Origin of the sequence: Christensenella minuta, assembly GCF_003628755.1 — a bacterium.
Classification (GTDB): domain Bacteria; phylum Bacillota; class Clostridia; order Christensenellales; family Christensenellaceae; genus Christensenella; species Christensenella minuta.
This window is the reverse complement of the sequence record NZ_CP029256.1, coordinates 728,723-745,877: the sequence shown is the minus strand read 5'-3', so window position 1 is coordinate 745,877 and position 17,155 is coordinate 728,723. Positions and strand designations below refer to the sequence as shown.

Here is a 17,155-nt window from a genome sequence, read left to right as displayed (position 1 = left end):
ATTAAATCCGGTTTACCTTTGTGTCTTTCGCTGCCTGCGCGACTGCTTTGGCGACCGCAGGAGCAACCCGCTGATCGAATGGCGACGGGATCACATATTCAGAAGTTAGCTCCTCTTCGGGAATCAGGGCCGCGATAGCGCGTGCAGCAGCAATTTTCATCTCGTCGTTGATGTCGCTGGCGCGCACGTCGAGTGCCCCCCGGAAAATACCCGGGAAAGCAAGTACATTATTGATCTGATTCGGGAAATCGCTGCGTCCCGTACCCACGACTGCCGCACCTGCCTTTACGGCAAGATCAGGCATAATTTCCGGGACCGGGTTCGCCATCGGGAAAAGGATCGCATCTTTAGCCATAGAACGAACCATATCTTCCGTCACGGTTCCCGGTGCGGAAACTCCGATAAATACGTCCGCACCCTTCATAACCTCCTCGAGGCTTCCTTTTTTCTTTTTTCCATTCGAGATCGCGGCCATTTCCGTCTTTTCTTCGTTCAAATCGCCACGGCCCTGATAAATTGCTCCATGACGGTCGCACATAACCACATCCTCGAGTCCCATAGCCATCAAAAGTTTGATAATGGCAATTCCCGCAGCGCCCGCGCCCGATGTGACGACGCTGATATCATGAATGTCCTTTTTTACGAGTTTCAGCGCATTTAAAAGCGCTGCCAGCGTGACAATGGCCGTTCCATGCTGGTCATCGTGAAACACCGGGATATCGCATTTCTCCTTGAGTTTTTTTTCTATCTCAAAGCAGCGCGGCGCGCTGATATCTTCAAGATTGATTCCGCCAAAGCTTCCGGCCAGCAACGCCACAGTATTGACAATCTCGTCGGCATTCTTGCTGCGAATACAGAGCGGGAATGCGTCTACCCCACCGAACGTTTTAAAAAGCACGCATTTGCCTTCCATAACGGGCATTCCTGCCTCCGGGCCAATATCCCCCAGGCCGAGAACTGCCGAGCCGTCCGTTACTACCGCAACAAGATTGTGACGGCGGGTATATTCGTAAGAAAGCGAAGTATCCTTTTCAATCTCAAGGCAAGGCGCCGCAACGCCAGGCGTATAGGCAATAGACAGGTCCTCTTTATTTTCAAGCGGTACTCTGCTCGTCACTTCTATTTTACCCTGCCATTTTTTATGCATTTCGAGCGCTTTTTTTTCATAGTCCATCAAAAAACCTCCCCCTGCTGTTAACTCCAATATTTTCTCTATCGTATTATAGATAAACAAAATATTGTCATACTAAAACAGGGGGAAATGTCTTTCCGGCTTATACCTCAGAAAAAACGCTGCCAATCTTTTCCTGCAGCAGGAGATCCGCATTGTGGTCATATTGAGTCGGCGACTGGTTGATGAGAACCAGCCTGTCTCCCCGGTAATAATCAATCAGGCCAGCAGCCGGATAAACAGCAAGCGATGTTCCGCCAATCACAAGCATGTCGGCCTGCGAAATATTCTGTATGGATCGCTCAACGGTCCCATTATCGAGCGGTTCTCCATACAGGACTACGTCGGGCTTTATCACACCGCCGCAGGAGCAACGCGGAATCCCTTCTCCCTCAGCGATCCGCTTCACATCATAGCTTTTCCCGCAATTCATGCAATGGTTCCGATAGACCGATCCATGCAGTTCAAGCACATTTTTTGATCCCGCTTTTTGGTGGAGTCCGTCGATATTTTGCGTAACGACTGCGGTAAGCTTTCCCTCATGCTCCCATTCAGCCAGCTTCTTATGAGCGGCATTCGGCTGCGCATCAAGGGCAAGCATCTTCGCCCGGTAGAATTCATAAAATTCTTCCGTATGTGTCATAAAAAATTCATGGCTAAGTATCACCTCGGGCGGATAACGGTATGTCTGGTGGTAAAGACCGTCAACACTGCGGAAATCCGGTATTCCGCTTTCCGTAGATACTCCCGCACCGCCGAAGAAGACGATCCTGCCGCTTGCATCAATCATATCCCTCAGTTTTTGAATTCCAGACATTTTTGTCCTCCCTTTCTAACCGATTGTGGTCATGCAAAAATTGTGTTAAGATAAAATTTGTTTACAAAAAAATAAAAGGAGATATTCTCGTGGGAAAATCCACTTTTAAGTACGACCTCATGCTGCTGGTTGTGGCACTTACATGGAGCACCGGATTTATCGGCACAAAATACGCGCAGGATTATGGAATGTCTTCTTCCCTGATCGTTGTATTCCGCATGCTTTTTGCGTCCGCCGCTATGCTGATAATCTTTTTTCCCCAGATCGGGCGGCTCACGAAAGTCCAGATCAAACACGGTGTAATTGCCGGCATATTTATGTCAGCCGGGTTCCTGTTGCAGACGATCGGCATGCAGTATACCGACGTCTCGAACAATGCCTTTCTGACAACGACAAACGTTATTTTTGTCCCGTTTATCAGCTGGCTGCTATTAAAAAAACGTCCGCCCCTTAAAACTTTCCTCGCGGTCGCGATTGGCTTCTTCGGCATTTCCATCCTGACTCGGGCGCTCGATACGACAATCTCTTTCAGTCTCGGAGATATTCTCTCCCTCTTGTGTGCCGCCTCTTACGCAATGCAGATTGCATATATCGGATATGCGGCCAAGGAGTCGGAAGCAGCATCTTTCTCTTTCGTTCAGATCACAGTAACGGGTGTCGTTGCGCTCGTTTATTTCCTTCTCTTTGAACAAAAAGCCTCATCAATGCCTATGTTAGGAGCAGCCGTATGGATCACCCTGTATCTTGGCGTGGTATGCACGGCGCTTCCCTATTGGCTCGAGTGTACGGCGCAAAAATATATTCCGGCGGCGCGGTCCGCCCTCATTATTTCCCTCGAAGGAATGTTCGCAAGCATTATTTCCGTGCTTCTTGGGCTTGAAGCCCTCACCTGGTCACTCATAGCGGGCGGCGCGATTATCATGGGATCAATCGTGATCCTTGAAGCCGATTTTCGGAGAAAAAAAGCCCTTCCGCGTCAGTAGTTTTCCAGTGCCCTCAGTACCAGTTTAAACACGTTCTGCGCCGTCATATGGCGAATATACATCCGTTCATCCGCCTTGTGGTAATTAATATTAAGCCTCAGTACCGTTGTAAGCTTCTCGCTGTCAATTCCGATATACACGAGCCCTACCGGTTTTTCAGGCGTTCCGCCTCCGGGCCCCGCGATTCCCGTAGTGGAAACGCCAATATCGGCCCCGGAAAGCTTTCTCACACCACGCGCCATCTCCTCTGCCGTCTGCTCGGAGACCGCTCCATGCTTGGCAAGCGTTTCTTTGGAAACGCCGAGGACACGGTGCTTAATTTCATTTGCATACGAGCATATCCCACAACCAAAAATTTCACTTGCTCCCGGTACCTGCGTGATTCGTTCCGATACAAGCCCGCCCGTACAGCTTTCTGCCGTTGCGACCGTTACCTTCTTTTTAATCAATTCCGTCACAGCGGCAGTTTGAAGATTCGGTACATCGATCCCATAGATATACTGGCCCAATACCTCGCGTATCCGTCCGATCACAGGCGCAATCATTTCTTCGCATTTTTCTTTCGTATCCGCAGAGGCGGTCACGCGCAGGGTAACCTCTCCTTCTTTCGCATATGGGGCGATGGTGGGATTGGTGCTGTTTTTCATCAGATCATGCAGCGCGTCTTCCACACGCGATTCTCCCATGCCAAATACCCGTACATTGTGTGAAATCAAAACTTTATCTGAGAATCCCATCAAATAAGGAAGCACCGAGCTCTGGAACATCGGCTGCATCTCCGAAGGCGGTCCGGGGAGCAGGATCGCCGTCTTTCCATTTTCCGAAACCGCGAGTCCGGGCGCCGTTCCGTTGCTGTTCGGAAAAATAGTCGCCCCCTCCGGCATCATCGCCTGTTTCCTATTATTTTCCGTCATAGGCCGCTTCAGGCGTTTAAAGAAGCCTTCTATACTTCCCAGCGATGCCGTATCCATGACCATTTCCTTATGGAAATATTCCGCCACCGTCTCTTTGGTAAGGTCATCATAGGTTGGGCCGAGCCCTCCTGTCATCACAACGACGTCCGCCCGTGAAAAAGCGAGCGTAAGGCTGTCTTTCAATCTTCCGTCGTTGTCTCCTACAACAGTTTGATAATAAACGTCAATACCGATTGCGGCAAGCTCTCTGGCAATATAGGCTGCGTTGGTGTTGATAATATCTCCCAGCAGCAGCTCTGTCCCCACGCATAAAATTTCAGCTTTCATGTTCCATTACTTCCTTATCCATAGATTATCTGTCCAATTTTGCGGTAAACACCGCTTTTATATAATTTATATTTTGAGAGCAAGCGCATTCTTTTCAGCGCGTTACATTCCCCAAGGCTCGTGAACACGCGAATCAGCTCCTTCTGTTCGTCGCTCAGCATATCCTGATAGATTTCCAAAAACGCTTCCGCTTGCCGGTAGGTCGCGGCGATCGATTCGCGTATCCCTCCGGTGTTAGACAATTTTTGCCTGAAATAGGAGGCGCTTTTCACGTCCTTGGCTCCCACCGCATTGGCCTGATGCTGGCGGTAATGGATGCGGTTGGGCGCGACCACGATATGACCGAACGCAGCGGCGGCAAGCCCGATCCACCAGTCATGCATCAACGCTTCCTTCCTTGTCCGAACGATCCGTACAAGCGCACGGTTCATCATCACCGTACAGCCGGTAATATTATTCTGCGGAAGCAATTGATTCAGATATAAACGCTCCGGATCCAATTTCTGCAAGGCAAACAGCGAGGGATAGAGCACGCGGTCGTCCCCATCCACCACCGTAAGATCGGAATGCGCAAGAAGCGGGCCTTCTCCCAGATCGTCCTCCGCAATTTTCATGGTCGCTGCCGTGAGCGCAATTTTATCCGGTTGCCAAATATCGTCTTGGTCGGCAAACATAACATAGTCCCGCTTTGCATAAGAAAGAAGGGCAAAAAAATTATCACGTGCATTTCCGATGGATTGGTCGTCATGAATCACGGTAAACTTATCCGGATAAGCCTGCCGGAACCCTTCGAGAATAACAGGAGTACCGTCGGTTGACCCGTCATCCCTTATATAGACATGAAAATCCTGCATGGTCTGGCCCAACAGGGAGTCCAGCATTTCCTTAAGATAGGCTTCCCCATTATAGGTTGCAAGCAATATGTCGACCATCGTTTTCCTCCGCTCCTGAATTCCCTATCTAATTTATCACGAATATCGGTAAAAAAAAAGGCTTGTTCTTTTTTATTTGCGGAAAGAAAAAACGGGAAACGCTTGTTTCCCGTTTTCCTGTTGTCTAAAATCAATAATTGTCTTCCTTGAGCTGGAAATATGCCTTCGGATGCTGGCAAACCGGGCACTTCTCCGGAGCCGCTTTGGATTTCTGGATGTGACCGCAATTGATGCACTGCCAAAGCACTTCCGTATCGCGCTCAAACACCTTGCCGTCCGTAAGGTTGTCCGTCAGCTTGCGGTATCTGTCCTCATGCTCTTTTTCAACAGCGGCAGCGCCTCTGAACTCGCGGGCAATTTCCGCGAAGCCTTCTTCTTCCGCAATCTTGGCGAAGGAAGGATACATCTCGGACGTTTCATAATGCTCGCCCGCAGCGGCGTCCTTCAGGTTGGTAATTGTATCCGGCACTTTATTGTCCGGATGCAACCATTTGAACCACAATTTTGCATGCTCTTTTTCATTGGCAGACGTTTCCGCAAAAATATTGGATATCTGAACGTAACCGTCCTTTTTTGCTTGTGAAGAATAATAGAGATATTTCATGTGCGCCATGGATTCACCTGCAAAGGCATCCTGTAAACATTTTTCTGTTTTCGTTCCCTTTAAATCTTTCATAAAATACATACTCCTTTTCATGATTTATCAATAACTCGGATGGTTAATTAATAAACTCATGACAAAAATTTAAACACTTTTTGTCCGCTTTATACGTTTATTTCTCCCTGCATAGAGAGATCGCTGTACTTTCCAAGAACAGGGTCCGCTACTTCCCGGATAAAATCTTCTGTTTGCACCTCCGCAAGTCCGGTAAAATTACGCGGGTCCATAATGTCATCGATCTCCTCTGGCTTCATGCGGAAGGCCACATCCGCTTTAATCAGCTCGATCAAATTATTGGCCTTTCCTTCTTCTTTTACACGCGCGCCCGCCTGCATGGAATATTCACGAATTTTTTCATGCAGCACCTGCCGGTCTCCTCCGCGTTTGACGGCATCCATCAGGATTGTTTCCGTCGCCATGAAAGGGAGTTCCTCACGAATACGCTTTTCGATGACCTTCGGATAAACGACCATACCGCTCGAAACATTGAGGTAGATGTTCAGTACTGCGTCAAGCGCCATAAAAGCCTGCGGGATCACGAGCCGCTTATTTGCACTATCGTCAAGCGTCCGCTCGAACCACTGCGTAGAAGCCGTAATCGCCGGGCTGGACGCGAGGCTGATAATATACCGGGCGAGCGAACATATCCGCTCAGAACGCATTGGATTGCGCTTATATGCCATTGCGGATGATCCAATCTGTTTTTTCTCGAAAGGCTCTTCGATTTCCTTCAGGTTCTGCAGCAGACGAAGATCGTTTGCAAATTTATATGCGCTTTGAGCGATAGAGGAAAGCAGGTCGGCAACGATACTATCAAATTTGCGCGGATAGGTCTGTCCGGTGACCGCGTATACTTTTTCATAGCCCAGTTTCCGCGCCACCTTGCGCTCAAGCTCTTTGACCTTATTCGCGTCTCCCTCAAAGAGCGTTAGGAAGCTCGCCTGCGTACCGGTCGTTCCCTTTACGCCGCGAAGCCTTACTTGAGATTTTACAAACTGAAGCTGCTCATAGTCCATCACTAGGTCCTGCATCCACAGCGTAGCGCGCTTGCCCACCGTCGTCAGTTGTGCGGGCTGGTAATGCGTAAAACCAAGCGTCGGCATATCCTTATAATTCAGGGCGAATTCTTTCAGGCGCGCAATAACGTTTACAAGCTTTTTCTCGATCATAGAGAGCGCCTGGTCCATTACGATGATATCCGTATTATCCCCCACATAGCAGCTCGTCGCACCGAGATGGATGATTCCCTTGGCCTTCGGGCATTGCACGCCATAGGCATAAACATGCGACATCACATCGTGGCGCACTTCTCGTTCACGCGCCTGTGCCACATCATAATTGATGTCCTCCGCATATCTCTTCAACTCATCGATCTGTTCCTGCGAGATGGGAAGCCCCATTTCATGCTCGGCTTCCGCCAACGCAACCCACAGCCTCCGCCAAGTTTTAAATTTCATATCGTCGGAAAAAATGTGCGCCATTTCCCGGCTGGAATATCTTGTGATTAGTGGATTTTCGTAAACGTCCTTCATTGAATCAATACCGCCTTTTCGTTTAAGATCATACTTTATTATTGTATCGGTTTTATCCTTTGTTTTCAAGGCAGGCAACCATGTTTTTCCCCTGCCCGCAGTTAAAAAAAGAAGCGGTTATAAAACCGCCTCTTTACTATTTTGCATAATCCGTCGTTCTCGTTTCCCGAATTACATTGACTTTAATCTGTCCGGGATAATCAAGTTCGGCCTCGATCTTTTTCACGATGTCTCGTGCCAGTAAAGTTGTTCCTGCGTCGTCTATCTCATCAGGCTTTACAATGATCCTGACCTCGCGGCCGGCCTGAATTGCGTAAGATTTATCAACGCCTGCAAATGAATTTGCAATTTCCTCAAGATTTTCAAGACGTTTAATGTAATTTTCCAAAGATTCTCTTCGTGCGCCCGGTCTTGCAGCGGAAACCGCATCGGCAGCCTGCACCAGAACGGCTTCCACCGTCTTGGGCTCCACATCTCCGTGGTGAGCCGCGATTGCATTGATGATATCTGCGTTTTCCTTATATTTCTTTGCAAGATCAGCGCCGATTTGGATGTGCGGCCCTTCCACTTCGTGGTCGACCGCCTTTCCAATATCGTGCAACAGACCCGCACGCTTCGCAAATTTTGCGTTTGCTCCGATTTCGGCAGCCATCAGGGAAGCTAGATGCGCAACTTCTATCGAATGTTTTAAAACATTTTGACCGTAGCTGGTACGGTATTTCAACCTGCCCAGCAAGCGGACAAGCTCTGGATGCAGAGAATGAATCCCAACGTCGAATACGGCCTGCTCACCGGCTTCCCGGATCTGCGTATCGACTTCTTTCTGGGCCTTATGCACCATTTCCTCAATACGCGCGGGATGAATCCGTCCGTCCACAATCAGTTTCTCAAGTGCGATTCTTGCAACCTCGCGCCTTACCGGATCGAATCCGGAAAGAATGACCGCTTCAGGAGTATCGTCTATGATAAGATCGATCCCCGTTGCCGTTTCCAGCGTCCGGATGTTCCGGCCTTCTCTGCCAATGATCCTGCCTTTCATTTCGTCGTTGGGCAGATTAACCACGGACACCGTACTCTCCGCCACATGGTCGGCGGCACATTTTTGAATCGCAAGCGACAGAATGTTCCTTGCCTTTTTATCTGCCTCATCCTTTGCCTTTTGCTCAATATCACGCAGCATCACCGCCATATCATGGCGCGCTTCGTGCTCAACCTTTTCAAGCAGGAGGCCCTTGGCTTCATCAATCGTCATGCCAGAAATATGCTCTAATTGCTCAAGCTGCTGAGCATGGACGTTTGCAAGGTCTTCTTTTGCTTTTGCGATTTCTTTCGTCTTTCTGTTGACCTGTTCTTCTTTCTGCTCAATACTGTCTAACTTCTTATCCAGCAGTTCTTCCCTTTGCACAAGTCTCTTTTCAATCTTTGTAATTTCGTTTCGTCTTTCTCTTGATTCCTTGTCAAATTCGCTACGCAGCTTGTGAACTTCTTCCTGAGCCTCGAGCACCGTCTCTTTTTTGATGACCTCGGCACGTTTTTGCGCTTCGTCGATCAATTTTTTAACGGAATCCTCGGCACGGCCGATTTTTGACTCTGCAATGTTGCGCCTGTAAAAGTAGCCGACAATGAGGCCAATCACGAGGCCGCCTACGCCTACGAGGATAGGAATTATCACATCCACTTAGCAAATTCACCTCCCATTCTTCCATAATTCTGTTTTCAAATTTCAACTTGGCAAGTTTGTAATAATAACAAATATAACCAATATATATTGTATCTTTATTTGGGGCCAATGTCAATTAAATACGCTTGTCCCGGCAAGAAATCCGGTGGAAAATGCGATTTGAAGGTTAAAACCGCCTGTTTTCGCGTCTACATCCATTACCTCGCCCGCAAAGTAGAGATTTCGCACCAATTTCGACTCCATTGTCGACGGGTTGATTTCCTTCACACATACGCCCCCGGCAGTAATGATCCCTTCCTCTATCGGCCGCGTATCGGCAATCGCAATAGAAAAAGCCTTCAGGCTCCTGCAAAGGCGCTCCCTTTCTTGTCGCGTAACGCTGTGGACCGCTTTTTCCGGATCGAGTCCGCTTTCCACTAAAAACGGATGCACCATTTTTCCCGGCAAAAGCTCAAGCATAACATTCTTAAGCTGCTTGTTTTTCGCCTCTTCAAATTCGCGTAAAAGTCTTGCGTCCAGTTGTTCCAAGCTGAGGGCCGGTTTCAAGTCGATCTCCGCACGCAGGACAAGCGGCTGTTCCTCATGATTGATGAGGCTGCTTGCAGATAATACTACCGGTCCGGATATCCCAAAATGTGTGAACAGAAGCTCGCCCTGCTCGGAATATATCCTTTTATCGTTTTGGAAGAGGGAAAAATTTATATTCTTAAGGGTCAGCCCCTGCATCTTAGGACAAACATGATGTACATCTTCAAGCGGAACCAATGCCGGGTGCGGCGGCACGATGCGGTGGCCGAACTCCTGCGCAAACCGGTATCCGTCGCCCGTTGACCCGGTCCGCGGATAAGATTTTCCACCCGTAGCGATCAATACCGCGTCCGCATGCAAATCAGTGCCGTCTCCCAAAGACACGATAAATGTCTCTTCCTGTTTTTCGATCCGCTTCACCGCGGTATCCAGCCGAAGATGCGCTCCGGCTGTTCGTACAAGGCGGAGCATAGTCTTAATAACGTCATTCGAGCGATCGCTTTGCGGAAACACCCGCCCCCCGCGCTCAACCCTGGTCTGCAGTCCGTTCTCGTTTAAGAGGGTAATAAGTCCCTCGTTGCCGAGCGTATAAAGCGCGCTCATAAGAAATTTACTATTATGCACGATCTGTGGGAAAAAATCACTGATATCACAGTTATTGGTAATGTTGCAGCGCCCCTTCCCCGTGATAAAAAGTTTCTTGCCCGCCTTTTCGTTCTTTTCAATTATAGTTGTGGAAACCCCGCGTGACGCAGCCGCATAAGCCCCCATCATGCCCGCAGCCCCAGCTCCAATAACAATCAGTTTATTCATAGATATCCTCGTCGGTTATCTGCGCGTCGAGCTCTTTTGTTGCATATACATCATTTGTCTGCCACAGTTCTTCAAGGCGGTTGAAATTCGCAAATAATACGTCTTTCTTGCGCAATCCCAGCATAATGATGAGCAGGTTGATCACCGCCAGCGGTGCCACAAAAGAATCTACAAATGAGTTCATATAACTTTTAGCCGTCAGAGTATAGTCTGCAATCTGAGCGGGCGGAGAAGCTTCGTTGTCTGTAATAGCAACAACCTTACAGCCGCAGTTTTTTAGATATGTCATTCCCTCGATCGTGCGCATGGAATAGCGCGGAAAACTGATCGCGATTGCCACATCCTGCTCGTTAGCCGTAAGTATCTGGCTGAAAATGTCACTGCCGTCAAAACGGATCAGACGGATATTTTCATTCATATAGTTCATATAATACCGCAGAAATTCCGCCAGCGGGCCACTCGAGCGGGTGCCCAGAATATAAATTTTTCTTGCCTTGTCAATACTGTCTACAATACGTTCCAAATTCTCCGTATTGATATGCTCCCGCGTGACGCGCAGATTGTTGATATCTGTTTTAAAGGATGCGTTCACGACTTCATCTGAGGTTAAGCCCTCCATCATGTTAAGCCGCTGCGCCGTCGTTAATTTGGTCTGGATGACTTCCTGTAAATCCTTTTGAAGCTTCGGATATCCGTCGTACCCGAGTGCATATGCAAAGCGCACGACCGTGGATTCGCTTACCCCCACCAATTTGCTCAGGGTCGCTGCCGTCATAAAGGCGGCTTTATCATATTCCTTCAAAATATAATCCGCAATCAGCTTTTGTCCTTTGGACATTTTGGCATATTCGCTGTTGATACGGTCTATCACATTACCGACCATTCTCTCCTCCAATTACACATAATACATTTAATGGTCTTTATTATAACAAAAAATGCTTAGAAATGCAATTTTATCTCTTTCATCTTGCATTTTAAAGAAGTCAGCTCGTCCCGGGCGGTTTGATTCCATTTTAGGGGCGTTATCGTGATGTATCCCTCCCGGTTCCACTTGATATCGGTCTGGTGTTTTTCGTTATATTCATCCTCCATCAAATGTCCGCTAATCCAAAAATATTCTCTTCCAAAGGGATCCGTTCGTTTCTCATAGGTATCGTCATAGGCGCTGATCCCCTGCTCGCAAAACCTAATGCCCCGGATAGCGCTTCCAGCGGCGGCTGGAAAATTGACATTATAAATACACTCTTTTAGTTCTTCCACCGCAAATGCCTGCATCAGCTGCACCGAAAGATTGGCCGCTTCCCTAAAATACGCGGAACTGTCTTCATCTTGTGTCCTGAGAAGCGACTGGGAAAATGCAACCGCCGGGATACCGAGCATGTTTGCTTCCAAAGCGGCATTCACCGTTCCCGAATATACGATGTCGGAACCCAGATTTGCCCCTATATTGATCCCTGAAAGCACTATGTCCGCTTTTTTATCCAGCAGGTGCGCCATGCCGATTTTTACGCAGTCCGCCGGAGTGCCCGCGACAGCGTAAGCCGGCATCCCAAATCCATCTACAGGTTTTACTGTAAGCGGCATATCCATAGTAAGCGCATGCGCACACGCGCTTTTTTCACGGTCGGGCGCGACCACCGTCACGCGATGACCGATATCCGCTACCGCCTCTGCCAGTGCGCGGATTCCGCACGCATGGATTCCGTCGTCATTTGTAATCAGAACATTCATTGCATCTCTCCTCCTGCATTCATTATAACAAAAAAGAAGCCGCAAGTTCTATGCGGCTTCTTTTTTTTCATTATACCGGGTGGATCATGTTATCCTTATCCAGCATTTCCGAATCTAGCTTGTACTGGTTCGCGCGCCGGAATTCAAAGAACTTCGGTGCTACCTGCGGGAACATTGCGTAAGTTACGATATCTTCTTCCTGCTCCATCCATCCTTTGACTTCTTCCCTGTATTTATCCATTTCAGGAGGAAGGAGGTCTGCCGGCCGAACCGTGATGATCTCATCGTCTCCGATGCATTTTTTCCGCACTTCTTCGTTGACCGGCGCAGGCAGTCTGCCATATTCGCCACGCAGCATTGCCTTGGATTCCTTTGTCACCATCTTATAGCGTTCGCCGGAAAGAACATTCAGCACAGCCTGTGTGCCGACGATCTGGCTTGAAGGCGTAACCAGCGGCGGGTAGCCAAAGTCTTCACGTACGCGCGGTACTTCGGCCAGCACGTCCATAAGTTTATCTTCCGCGCCCGACTGTTTAAGCTGGCTGATCAGGTTTGAGAGCATTCCACCCGGAACTTGGTACAGAAGCGTGTTGATGTCGATGCCCAAAACCTTAGGATCAAGGAATCCATCGGCTTTCAGCCTGTCCGCAACCTTGGTAAAATATTTCGCCGCTTCCGTCAGCTTTTTCAGATCAAGTCCCGTATCGTATTCGGTCCCCGCAAGCGTTGCGACCATGGATTCCGTTGCCGGCTGGGACGTGCCGTTTCCAAGCGGCGAAAGCGCCGTATCAATGATGTCGACACCCGCTTCGATCGCCTTCAGATAGGTCATATCCCCCACGCCGCTGGTGTTATGCGTGTGCAGGTGGATCGGAACCTTGACATGCTTTTTCATTGCCGAAACGAGATTATAGGCCTCGTAAGGCAGCAACAGGTTTGCCATGTCCTTGATACAGATGGATTTCGCACCCATCTGTTCAAGCTCCTGGGAAAGTTCAATAAAGTAATCCAGCGTATGCACCGGGCTTGTCGTATAGGAAAGCGCGACCTCCGGCCATCCGCCGTAACGGTTAGTCGATTCGATCGACTGGCGCAGATTGCGCGTGTCGTTAAGCGCATCGAAAATACGGATGACATCAATCCCGTTTTTGCATGCCATCTTTACAAAGAAGTCAACGACGTCGTCTGCATAATGTTTATATCCGAGAAGATTCTGTCCGCGCAGAAGCATTTGCAGTTTTGTGTTGGGCATCGCCTTCCTGAGCTTGCGCAAGCGCTCCCACGGGTCTTCATTCAGAAAACGGAGGCACGCGTCAAACGTTGCGCCGCCCCAGCATTCGATCGACCAATAGCCGATGCTGTCCATAAGGGGCGCGACTGGAAGCATTTCTTCCGTCGTCATGCGCGTCGCCGCCTGCGACTGGTGCGCGTCCCTCATGATTGTATCCATAATATTTACTTTTGCCATAGTTGTTTCTCCTTCAGTTCATTAGCCAAACAGCGAGAGCAGCACGCCTGCCGCCACTGCCGAGCCGATTACGCCTGCCACGTTCGGACCCATTGCGTGCATGAGCAGGAAGTTGGAAGGGTTCTCCGCCTGACCGACCTTCTGGGATACGCGCGCGGCCATAGGCACCGCGGACACGCCGGCGGAACCAATCAACGGGTTCACCTTGCCGTGCGTCAGTTTGCACATAAGTTTTCCAAGCAGCACACCGCCAAGTGTACCGCACCCAAAGGCAATTACGCCGAGGATGATAATGCCGACTGTCGTTCCGGAAAGGAATACAGATCCGTTTGTCGTTGCGCCGACCGATACGCCAAGGAAGATCGTGACGATGTTCATCAGTTCGTTCTGGGCTGTGTTGGACAGCCTGTCCACCACGCCGGATTCACGCATCAGGTTGCCAAGCATCAGCATGCCGACAAGCGGCGCCGCTGCAGGTACAAGCAGGGATACGAAAATTGTAACTGCGATCGGGAAGATGATCTTCTCGCGCTTCGATACGTGGCGAAGCTGTTCCATCTTGATGGAACGCTCTTTTTTTGTCGTGCACAGCTTCATGATCGGCGGCTGTATAACAGGCACGAGTGCCATATATGTATATGCCGCCACCGCAATCGGCCCCAGGAACTCAGGCGCCAGCTTTGACGTAACATAAATTGCCGTCGGTCCGTCCGCACCTCCGATAATACCAATCGACGCCGCGACATTCGGATCGAACCCGACGAGCAGGGCCAAAATAAGCGCAATAAAGATGCCAAGCTGTGCCGCAGCCCCAAGGAGCAAACTCTTTGGGTTTGCAATCAACGGTCCAAAATCTGTCATCGCGCCGACGCCAAGGAAAATAAGCGGCGGATAGATGCCAAGCTTTACCCCGAGATACAAATAATCCAGCAAACCGGCTGTCCCCTGGAAGTTCGTCCAGTCTACATGTCCGCCGGCAAAAAGCTCCGTATGGTACATTTCCGCAATCGGCAGATTTGTCAACAGCATGCCGAATGCAATCGGCAAGAGCAACAACGGCTCGAATTTTTTAACAATGGCCAGGTAAAGCAATACGCATGCTATACCTATCATTACCCACTGCTGCCAGTCACTAGCATTAAAAAACCCGGTCGATTGCAAGAAATTGGATAATGTCTCTCCAAAATTTTCCAAAATGAATCAACCTCCTCAATAGTTTTAGTCGTTTTAACCAATTACCACAAGAAGGTCTCCGGTTTCTACGGAAGCTCCTTTTGCAACTGAAATCGTTTTGACTGTCCCTGCATGAGGAGCCATAATTTCATTTTCCATTTTCATTGCTTCAAGAATGACCAGTATGTCGCCTTCCGCAACCTGCTGGCCTTCCGTTACTTGAATATCGAGAATGTTCCCCGGCATCGGCGCCGTGACTTTAATGCCGTCGGCGGGCGCTGCTGTAGGAGCGGGTGCCGGCGGAGCAGCCTGAGGTGCCGGAGCCGGCGGAGCGGCAGGCGCCGCTGCAGGAGCAGCAACCGGGGCGGCCTGGGGCGCGGGTGCACCAACCTCTTCTACATCTACGTTATAAGAATTTCCATTGACATTAATAATAAATCTGCGCATGTTTGTTACCTCCGAAATAAATTTGATTACCAGTTCGTGATCTGCGAATCCCGTCCGGCACGGTTCCATGCCCGAGATCCGCCCGTCCTTTTGTAGGAACGGATGACGAAAGGTGTTGAACTCCCTTCACTTTCCATTGCCGCTGCGACTGCCGCAGTAAGGACCGCAAGAAGTTCATCGTCCTGTACCTGCACTGTCGGTACTTCCGGCAGAGGCTCTTTCATTACCTTTTCAAGCCTCGATTCCGGTTTTTTACGTTCCTTCAGTATGGCTGAAAGGACTATGATTACAACGATCAGCAGGATCAGGCACGTAAATACGACTACAAGCCCTAGCGCCGTCGTTTCACCAGCTATGGAAAATTTTTCAGCTAAACTAAGTCCACTGTTCATGACGATCCACCTTTCCTAGAGCGGAAGCACGCCGTGCTTCTTCGGCAGCTTGTTTTCCCGTTTTGAAATCGTCATTTCGAGTGCGGCCACAAGAATCTGGCGGGTATGCGCGGGCTCGATCACATCGTCGATCACGCCCTGAGCCGCTGCCTGCCACGGATTCGCGTATTCCGCGATATATTTGTCTTTCATCTGGGCCTTTGCAGCAACACCGTCTTCTGCTTTATCAATTTCATCCTCATACAAAACGAGCGCGCCTGCTTCGGAGGGCATAGAGGATATCTCCGCATTCGGCCACGCATAAACCATATCAGCGCCAAGCGCTTTAGGGCACATTACAGCGAATCCATCTCCCACTGCTTTGCCCGTAATCAGGGTAAGTTTGGGGATTCCCGCCTGCGCATAGGCAGAGATCAGGCGCGCCGCATCCCGGATCAGAGAATCCTGCTCCGCTTCCACGTCGAATTTCGTACCGCCGCAATTAGCAAGCGTAACAACCGGTATATTAAAGGCATCCAGCAGTTCCACGAACCGCGCCGCTTTCTTCGCGCCTGCGCCCGTAATATCCGTATCCGAATTGGCGATAAAACCGCATACATTGCCGTTGATCCTGCCAAAGGCAAGAATTATATCCGCAGCGTAAGCAGACTGAAGTTCAAGCAAATCGCCTCCATCGCAAACCGCAGCTATTACCGCTTTTGCATCGTACTTCTCTTCTCCCGTAAACGGAAGCTGACGATTAAGGTCGTCTGCCGTAACTTCGTAGGGCGCTTCGTCCAAGTTGTTGGACGGCAGGAACGAAATAAGCTTTTTTACGGTCCCAGCGCATTCGTCTTCATTCGCACATACAAATTGTGCAAGTCCGGTCTTTTCAGCGTGATTCCTGGCACCGAAAAATTCCTTCGCCTCAATGCCCTTGCCAAGTGCAGACGCATATATCTGCGGTCCATGAAGCGCAACAGCGGAAATACCGTCTACCATCAGTGTAAAATCGGATACCGCTGTAATATAGGCTGCTGTGCCAATGCACGGCCCCGCCACGATCGTAACCGTGGGCACCACGCCCGAAATTTCATTATATTTGTTCAGGATCGCCGCCGTACTGTCAATCGCCGCAATCCCTTCCGAGATACGCGCACCGCCTGAGTCGAGCACGCCAATGACCGGAACACCGTTTTTGGCAGCCATGTCCATGACCTTGATAATCTTAGACGCATGCGCCGCGGAAAGCGACCCCGAAAGGACCGTATAATCCTGTGCGTAGATAAATACCGCCCGGTCTGCAACCGTCCCGTATCCACATACTACGCCCTCGCCTGTTTCGCTTGCGGCCTCAAAACCCGGGGTCGCCAACGTACGCTTTACAAACTTTTCGATTTCAACGAAGCTGCCCTTGTCGAGCAGGCTGCTGATTCTCTCACGCGCAGTCTTTTTTCCAGCGGCGTGCTGAGCCTGAACATTCTGCTCATTACCCGCAAGAACTTCTGCGTTCTTTTGCCTGAGCTCTTCCAGTTTGCCCATTATGATACCTCCATATTAAAAATTTAAAATAAAAACAAGGTTACACGTTTCCATGCTTTCGCAC

General features: G+C 49.6%; 16 protein-coding genes. 1 reads left to right on the top strand and 15 read right to left on the bottom strand.

From position 1 onward, the window contains the following. Position 1: 1 nt before the first annotated feature. On the bottom strand, positions 2-1,174 hold the full coding sequence (locus B1H56_RS03610; protein WP_066518871.1) for an NAD(P)-dependent malic enzyme: 1,173 nt from the start codon (positions 1,172-1,174) through the stop codon (positions 2-4). Between the two features lie 100 nt (positions 1,175-1,274). Beyond that, positions 1,275-1,988, bottom strand: coding sequence for an NAD-dependent protein deacylase (locus B1H56_RS03605; protein WP_066518873.1), 714 nt, complete (start codon positions 1,986-1,988; stop codon positions 1,275-1,277). An 89-nt stretch (positions 1,989-2,077) separates the two neighbouring features. Between B1H56_RS03605 and B1H56_RS03600 the strand changes: the two genes are divergently transcribed. Then, on the top strand, positions 2,078-2,971 hold the full coding sequence (locus B1H56_RS03600; RefSeq protein WP_066518876.1) for a DMT family transporter: 894 nt from the start codon (positions 2,078-2,080) through the stop codon (positions 2,969-2,971). Here the strand turns inward: B1H56_RS03600 and B1H56_RS03595 are convergent. From B1H56_RS03595 to B1H56_RS03535, 13 genes are all read right to left on the bottom strand, one after another. Then, a complete protein-coding gene (locus B1H56_RS03595) occupies positions 2,965-4,212 on the bottom strand; it encodes a competence/damage-inducible protein A (protein WP_066518879.1) in 1,248 nt (415 codons plus the stop codon). The two genes, B1H56_RS03600 and B1H56_RS03595, sit on opposite strands and share 7 nt — an antisense overlap. 14 nt (positions 4,213-4,226) lie before the next feature. Then, on the bottom strand, positions 4,227-5,144 hold the full coding sequence (locus B1H56_RS03590; protein WP_066518884.1) for a glycosyltransferase family 2 protein: 918 nt from the start codon (positions 5,142-5,144) through the stop codon (positions 4,227-4,229). 130 nt (positions 5,145-5,274) lie between these two features. Continuing rightward, positions 5,275-5,820: a rubrerythrin gene (rbr, locus tag B1H56_RS03585; protein ID WP_066518886.1), complete on the bottom strand. Its 546-nt coding sequence runs from the start codon at positions 5,818-5,820 to the stop codon at positions 5,275-5,277. Between the two features lie 89 nt (positions 5,821-5,909). Continuing rightward, positions 5,910-7,337, bottom strand: coding sequence for an adenylosuccinate lyase (gene purB / locus B1H56_RS03580; RefSeq protein ID WP_066518891.1), 1,428 nt, complete (start codon positions 7,335-7,337; stop codon positions 5,910-5,912). Positions 7,338-7,473: 136 nt separating this feature from the next. Continuing rightward, positions 7,474-9,015: a ribonuclease Y gene (gene rny / locus B1H56_RS03575; protein ID WP_066518894.1), complete on the bottom strand. Its 1,542-nt coding sequence runs from the start codon at positions 9,013-9,015 to the stop codon at positions 7,474-7,476. Positions 9,016-9,129: 114 nt separating this feature from the next. Next, entirely contained in the window at positions 9,130-10,359 is a 1,230-nt protein-coding gene (locus B1H56_RS03570; protein ID WP_066518900.1) for a BaiN/RdsA family NAD(P)/FAD-dependent oxidoreductase, read from the bottom strand. Next, positions 10,352-11,242: a MurR/RpiR family transcriptional regulator gene (locus B1H56_RS03565; RefSeq protein WP_066518902.1), complete on the bottom strand. Its 891-nt coding sequence runs from the start codon at positions 11,240-11,242 to the stop codon at positions 10,352-10,354. Before B1H56_RS03565 ends, B1H56_RS03570 begins: the two co-directional genes overlap by 8 nt. A gap of 56 nt (positions 11,243-11,298) precedes the next feature. After that, the gene (surE, locus tag B1H56_RS03560) at positions 11,299-12,090 is read right to left on the bottom strand and encodes a 5'/3'-nucleotidase SurE (protein WP_066518904.1); all 792 of its coding nucleotides are present in this window, start codon (positions 12,088-12,090) and stop codon (positions 11,299-11,301) included. 70 nt (positions 12,091-12,160) lie between these two features. Continuing rightward, positions 12,161-13,558, bottom strand: a complete 1,398-nt coding sequence (locus B1H56_RS03555) for an oxaloacetate decarboxylase subunit alpha (RefSeq protein WP_066518911.1) — start codon at positions 13,556-13,558, stop codon at positions 12,161-12,163. Positions 13,559-13,579: 21 nt separating this feature from the next. Next, positions 13,580-14,671, bottom strand: coding sequence for a sodium ion-translocating decarboxylase subunit beta (locus tag B1H56_RS03550; protein WP_121418965.1), 1,092 nt, complete (start codon positions 14,669-14,671; stop codon positions 13,580-13,582). 114 nt (positions 14,672-14,785) lie between these two features. Further along, positions 14,786-15,178: a biotin/lipoyl-containing protein gene (locus B1H56_RS03545; RefSeq protein WP_066518914.1), complete on the bottom strand. Its 393-nt coding sequence runs from the start codon at positions 15,176-15,178 to the stop codon at positions 14,786-14,788. Between the two features lie 26 nt (positions 15,179-15,204). After that, the gene (locus B1H56_RS03540) at positions 15,205-15,570 is read right to left on the bottom strand and encodes an OadG family transporter subunit (RefSeq protein WP_066518917.1); all 366 of its coding nucleotides are present in this window, start codon (positions 15,568-15,570) and stop codon (positions 15,205-15,207) included. 15 nt (positions 15,571-15,585) lie between these two features. After that, positions 15,586-17,091 carry an acyl-CoA carboxylase subunit beta gene (locus B1H56_RS03535; protein WP_066518919.1) on the bottom strand — a complete coding sequence of 502 codons (1,506 nt, stop codon included), beginning with the start codon at positions 17,089-17,091 and terminating at the stop codon, positions 15,586-15,588. Positions 17,092-17,155 lie beyond the last annotated feature (64 nt).